Consider the following 5,497-nt stretch of genomic DNA (forward strand, 5'->3'; position numbering starts at 1 on the left):
AGCACGATGTCGGCGATGGCATACCAAGGCGCCGCCGCCAAGCACGATCTAGGCAAGGTCGCGGCGTCGCAACGAGCGCCGACCGACAGCTCAGGCCGGAGCAGGGTCAGCCATCGTGCCACACTGTTCCATCATCGCGATCGGGCCTCGCAACCGGTTGGATACCGACATAGGTCGGCGACGATTGTGCCGCCAGCAGGGCTGTCGCGCTCAGCCTCCCTGCGTGGGCTTTGCGTTGACATTTTTCAGTGCCCGTCAGGAGAATAGTCCAGCATCGTCGCCTGAAGGCTTATTGTGGCGGTGCGCACGGCTGTCATCGCATCCTTGATCGCGGTTTCGTCGAAAGGCTCGCTTTCTTCACTCCTCAGCCCGGCCCATTCTGCAACGCCGGCGCTAGCTGCCAAGCCAGTCCCGAATGACTCCATTAAATTCGCGCGGGCGATCGATCATTACCATGTGACCGGCATTGGCGAAAATGTACATATCGGCTTGCGGGGCGCGTTCCAGCAGCTTGATGCCACGCGCCACCGGCACGGTTTCGTCACAGGCCGACCAAGCTAGGAATAGTTTGGCCCGCATGGTGGGCAAATGCGGAAGGAGATGGTCCTCCTGAATCTGGGTATATTCGGTGTCGTCCTTTATCCGGGCAGCCTGCCTGAAGCGTTCCAGTTGACCGGTCTCGCAGGCTAGGCGGTAGTTCTTTCTTAGCAGGTCCACGAACTCCGGCGGATTCTTCATGCTTAGCCTTGCGTTGGTGCGCAGAAAGTCATCCTCTGTATCGCAGCCCTCGAGCACATTATACGCTGCCGCCGCTGCTGCCTGCCAAGCGTGGTCCTCATTCCCGCCGAGACGCGGCGCGGTGGCGCCGCTGCTCACGACGACCACCTTGTCGACCAGACCCGGATTTTCAACGGCGAGCATTGCCGCGATGAAACCGCCTTCGGAATGGCCGACCAGCGCGCATCGGGTGATCCCGAGCGCTTCGATGAAGGCTGACACGTGATGGCGCCGGTCGAGGCGGGGAACGTGTTTCCCATCTGCCGACGCATCTGAGAGACCGAAACCGACCAGATCGGGCGCCAGCACCCGGAACTCATCCGCGAGTGCCGGGATGGTGTTGTGCCAGGTAGACCAGGCGTCGATCGCCAGTGACGAGCCGTGCAGAAGGATCACGGTCGGTCCGCTCCCAGCTTCGAAATAGCGCGTACGGATTCCGCCCGCCGAGACATAATTTTCCTCAGCTCTCGAAGAGGGTAGCGGCGGACGGGCGGCGTCAGGCGCTTGCAAGCGCCGATTAGCTGACGGATTGGTTTTCAAGCTGTTCGATCATCCCGAGTGCGAATTGTGCGGCTTTGCGTACATGTTTTTTTGCAAGCCGCTCGGCATCCGATGCCTTGCGGTTCACCAGGGCGTCGAGCAGGGCTGCCAGCTCTTCTTGAGATGCCTTTCGCCGCTCTGCATTGGAAAGAGAAATCATGCGCAACTGTGAGGCCCGCATATGTATGCTGCGAAGCATCCGTTCCGCCTCGGAATTGTTCGCGCCTGCTATCAAAACGTCGTAAAACCGGGTTTTTGCGGCAATCATTTCGCGCGGTACACCGACGCGATAAGCTTCCATCAGCTCGTCATACATGTCCCCGCAACGCGTGATATGATCGTCAGCCGCATTCTCGCAAAACAACCTGCATATAAGCGCCTCCAGCACTTCGCGAAGATCAAAAATGTCCTTCGCGACCTTAGGATCGACGACAGAGACGATCAGCCCCCGGTTGGGCAGGTTCGTGACTAGGCCCTCGTTCTCGAGCTCGCGCATCGCTTCCCTGAGCGACGTCCGCGAAACGCCCATGCGCTCGCAAAGTGTGCGCTCCACCAGCCGCTCTCCCGGCGCCAGTTCTCCGACGACGATGGCGTTGCGGATGATATCGGCCACCTGCGTATACAGCCGCGGCGCAACATGGACTCGCAGGTCATACACGGCGACTTTGATCCTTTGAAAGGTGCGTGGACGAGTGCAATTTCACAAGCATATCACCTTACCGCAAGGCATTGTGCTCACTCAGTGGCCTGAGGCGTTCAGCGGCCGTGGCTCGTAGGCCCGGTCGATGCAGTCAATCTGTTCGGCGGCAAGCGCTATGTCCAATGCCGCGACGGCCTCGTCGACATGCTCTATCGAGGTTGCTCCAAAGATGGGCGCGGCTATGCCGGGGCGCGCCAATGTCCAAGCGAGAGCCACCTGGGCCGGTGTCTTTCCGATATCAGCGGCAACGGCAGCGACGGCTTCGCGTACGGCGTGGTCGCCCTCGCGGTAGTAATATTTCTGCGTATAGTCGTCGCTTTTCGTGCGCGCCGTCTGCTGGCCGGGATCGCGACGGTCCGCGGCAAGGAAGCCGCGTGCGATGGGGCTGAACGGTATCAGGGCAACCTCATCGTGACTGCAATAGGGAAGCAGTTCCCGCTCGCACTCCCGGTGAGCGGGGTTGTATTCGCATTGCATCGAGATGAACGCCGGAAGGTCACGTGCGCTGGCAGCCGCACGGCATTTTGCGAGTGTCCAGCCGGGCATCGTCGTGACCCCGACATAGAGCGCCTTTCCGGCGCGCACGATGTCCGCCATGGCTTCGACCAGTTCGTCGAGATCTGTATCCTTGTCCCAGATATGTGTCTGGAAGAGATCCACGTGATCGGTTCCAAGGCGGACCAATGAATCATCGATTGCCTTGAACAGATGCTTCCTGGAGTAGCCGCGGCCATTGCAGTGCGAAGCCATCGGGTTGCCCGCCTTGGTGGCGATGACGAAGCTGTCGCGCGGCTGCTGGGAAACGAGTATCTGGCCCAGAATGCGCTCGCTCTCGCCAGCAGAATAGAAGTCGCACGTATCGAAGAAATTGATGCCGTGGTCGAGGGAGCGCGCAAGGATCGGAGCCGACGCCTTCGCATCGAGCACCCAGGCCCGCCATCGCGCGGATCCGAATCCCATCGCGCCGAGGCATAACCGGGATACTTTCAAATTGCTCTTGCCGAGCCTGACGTAGTTCATTTGTCGATCTTTTGCTTGCGTGGTGAGGATTTGGGTTTCTGCCCAGAGTCGCGCAGCAGCGACAGCGCGAAAGCCGCGGACCTTTCAACATACTCGCGCGTGAGCTTTTCGGCGAGGTCGGCATCGCGCGCGCGCAACGCGTCGAAAATGCCGTTGAGCAAAGCCATCGTGTTCCTACGTCGTTCAGCCGATGCGACGCGGGTGGTGATGGTGCGCAGATAAGTGACGCGGGCACGTAGCAGAAAGGTCATTTGCCTGGTGATGTCGTTGCCTGCGCCTTGCATGATGATCTCCCACACCGCATCGAGCTTCTCGGCATGCTGCCGGGCGAGCTCGGCGGTGTCGGTTTTGCCCGCTTCTGAAATACGCGCCGCCAATTCGTCCATTTGTCCCAGGCTGGCCCGTTCGACAAACATGCGCGTCATCGCCGATTCGAGGATTGCGCGGGCCTCGTAGATTTGCCGGATTTCCTGTTCCGACAGACGCGTCACGAACATGCCCTTGCCGGCTATCCGAGTGACGAGCCCTTCGGATTCAAGCTGGCTAAGCGCTTCCCGGATGCTTGTGCGGCTTACGCCGGTCTGCTCGGCCAGCTTCCGTTCCACCAGCTTGTCACCCGGCTTGAACACCTCGTTGAGCAGCGCCTCGCGCAACGTGACAACGGTCTGCTCGCGCAACGTCGGCGAACCAGCAATCGACCACCCAGTCCATTCATGCATCGCGGCTCTCCCGTCGTTCCTGTCATCACAGCTACGCGTTCGATTCATTCACCACAAGTAGCCCATTTAAATACGGTTGACCATATGTTTGCCTGTTGGTATACCAAAAAGATGAGCTTGAACGGGAGTGCCTAGAATGGCGCTGATGCGCACCAAAGATGGTCTGATCGCCTATAAGAGAAGCGGTGAGGGTCATCCTCTCGTGCTGGTGCACGGTGTCGGCGCCAATCTAGAAAGCTGGGACGGCGTTAGCCGCGAACTGGAAGGCAGTTTTGACGTTGTTCGTTCCGACCTGCGCGGGCATGGCCAGTCCGCGCGCATCGACTCGGAATATTCCGTCGAGAAGTTCGCCGCCGACATCGTTAAGGTGATGGACGAAGCGGGCGTGCGCAAAGCCCATCTGGTCGGCTTTTCGCTAGGTGGTCTGATCGCGCAGGAGCTGGCCTACTCCTATCCAGCTCGCTTCGAGCGTGTCGTTCTTCTTTCCGCCGTTGCTGGCCGCACACCGGCCGAACGGGAAAAGGTTGTGGCGCGCCTGCGGATGATCCGCGACGGTGGCATGGATGCAATCGTCGGGGCCGCGCACGACCGCTGGTTCACCAAGGAGTTTGCCGATCGCCACCCGGATGTAATCGAGCAGAGAATTGCCGAGCTCAAGGCTGTCCATGTGCCTTCCTATCTGGAGGCGTATCGGGTGTTCGGCCTTACCGAACTCGTGGATCGGCTTGCCGAAATCAGGCAGCCGACGCTGGTGATGACGGGCGAATTTGATCAGGGGTCGAATATCCGAATGGCCGAGACGATGCACCGGCTGATCCCTGATTCGGAATTGCGCATTTTGACCGGCCTGAAGCACAGCGTCCTGGTCGAGGCATCCAAACTGGTGTCCGACCACGTCCGCGAGTTTCTCTTGCGCCCACGCTGAAAATGAAGGGAAGACGAATGAACGAGACGTTATTTGAGCGTGGACTGGAGCGCCGCAAGGCGACGCTGGGCAGCGAATACGTTGAAAATTCACTGAGCAAAGCGACCGAATTTTCCAAGGGCTTTCAGGCGCTTGTTACAGAATATTGCTGGGGAGCTGCATGGGGCGACGACAGGCTGAATGCCAAGACCCGCAGCATGCTGAACATCGTGATGATTGCCGCGCTCAACCGCATGGATGAGTGGGAACTCCATTTTCGCGGCGCCCTTCGCAACGGTGTCACCCGTGATGAGCTGGACGCGCTGATAACCCATCTCACGATCTATTGTGGCGTTCCTGTCGGCGTCGAATGCCATCGCATCGCCAACCGCGTCCTTGCCGAGCGCGCAGCCGGCGGAGCGGAAAAATGACTGGCGTCTTGATCCGCAAGATCGTCGATTTCGTCGAGGACACGCTTGTCGAAGGGGGTCGCGCCGCGCCTGTTCCGCTTCGCATGGCCGCCTGCGCGGCGGTAATCCGTAATCCCTGGGCGGGATCGGCATTCGTCGAGGATCTTCAGCCGCACATTATGGAGCACGCCACGGCTCTCACGGACGCCCTCGTGCCTCGCCTAGTGGCGATCATGGGCGGTCCAGACCGGATAGAAGCGTTTGGAAAGTGCGCGGTGACCGGAACGGACGGTGAAGTCGAACATGCCGCCGGCCTGATCCACACGCTGCATTTCGGCAATGTCTTCCGCATCGCCGCCGGTGGAGATTCCTTTCTCCCCTTCACCAACAAACGTGCCGGCGCCGGCACCTCACTCACCGTTCCTTT

The 5,497-nt window shown here is 59.9% G+C and carries 7 protein-coding genes; 3 read left to right on the forward strand and 4 right to left on the reverse strand.

Annotation, left to right across the window (positions count from 1 at the left end; translation table 11 throughout):
• Positions 1-393: 393 nt before the first annotated feature.
• The 4 genes from EN879_RS22885 to EN879_RS22900 form a co-directional block, all read right to left on the reverse strand.
• The gene (locus tag EN879_RS22885; RefSeq protein ID WP_063170548.1) at positions 394-1,173 is read right to left on the reverse strand and encodes an alpha/beta hydrolase; all 780 of its coding nucleotides are present in this window, start codon (positions 1,171-1,173) and stop codon (positions 394-396) included.
• Between the two features lie 121 nt (positions 1,174-1,294).
• Positions 1,295-1,975 (reverse strand): GntR family transcriptional regulator, encoded by a 681-nt coding sequence (locus tag EN879_RS22890; RefSeq protein ID WP_082826741.1) that lies wholly within the window; start codon positions 1,973-1,975, stop codon positions 1,295-1,297.
• 81 nt (positions 1,976-2,056) lie between these two features.
• Positions 2,057-3,037: an aldo/keto reductase gene (locus EN879_RS22895; protein WP_063170546.1), complete on the reverse strand. Its 981-nt coding sequence runs from the start codon at positions 3,035-3,037 to the stop codon at positions 2,057-2,059.
• A complete protein-coding gene (locus tag EN879_RS22900; protein ID WP_063170545.1) occupies positions 3,034-3,756 on the reverse strand; it encodes a GntR family transcriptional regulator in 723 nt (240 codons plus the stop codon). The genes EN879_RS22895 and EN879_RS22900 overlap by 4 nt, the downstream gene beginning before the upstream one ends.
• A gap of 136 nt (positions 3,757-3,892) precedes the next feature.
• Here EN879_RS22900 and EN879_RS22905 point away from each other — a divergent pair, with 136 nt between their 5' ends.
• The 3 genes from EN879_RS22905 to EN879_RS22915 all read left to right on the forward strand — a co-directional run.
• Complete coding sequence (locus EN879_RS22905) at positions 3,893-4,681, forward strand: alpha/beta hydrolase (protein WP_063170544.1); 789 nt, start codon at positions 3,893-3,895, stop codon at positions 4,679-4,681.
• A 17-nt stretch (positions 4,682-4,698) separates the two neighbouring features.
• The gene (locus EN879_RS22910) at positions 4,699-5,091 is read left to right on the forward strand and encodes a carboxymuconolactone decarboxylase family protein (RefSeq protein ID WP_063170543.1); all 393 of its coding nucleotides are present in this window, start codon (positions 4,699-4,701) and stop codon (positions 5,089-5,091) included.
• Positions 5,088-5,497, forward strand: a 410-nt coding sequence (locus tag EN879_RS22915; RefSeq protein ID WP_164774529.1) for an amino acid synthesis family protein, incomplete at its 3' end; no start/stop codon positions are given. The genes EN879_RS22910 and EN879_RS22915, both read left to right, overlap by 4 nt.

The organism is Mesorhizobium sp. M7A.F.Ca.AU.002.02.1.1 (assembly GCF_003998535.1).
Taxonomy (GTDB): Bacteria; Pseudomonadota; Alphaproteobacteria; order Rhizobiales; family Rhizobiaceae; genus Mesorhizobium; species Mesorhizobium ciceri.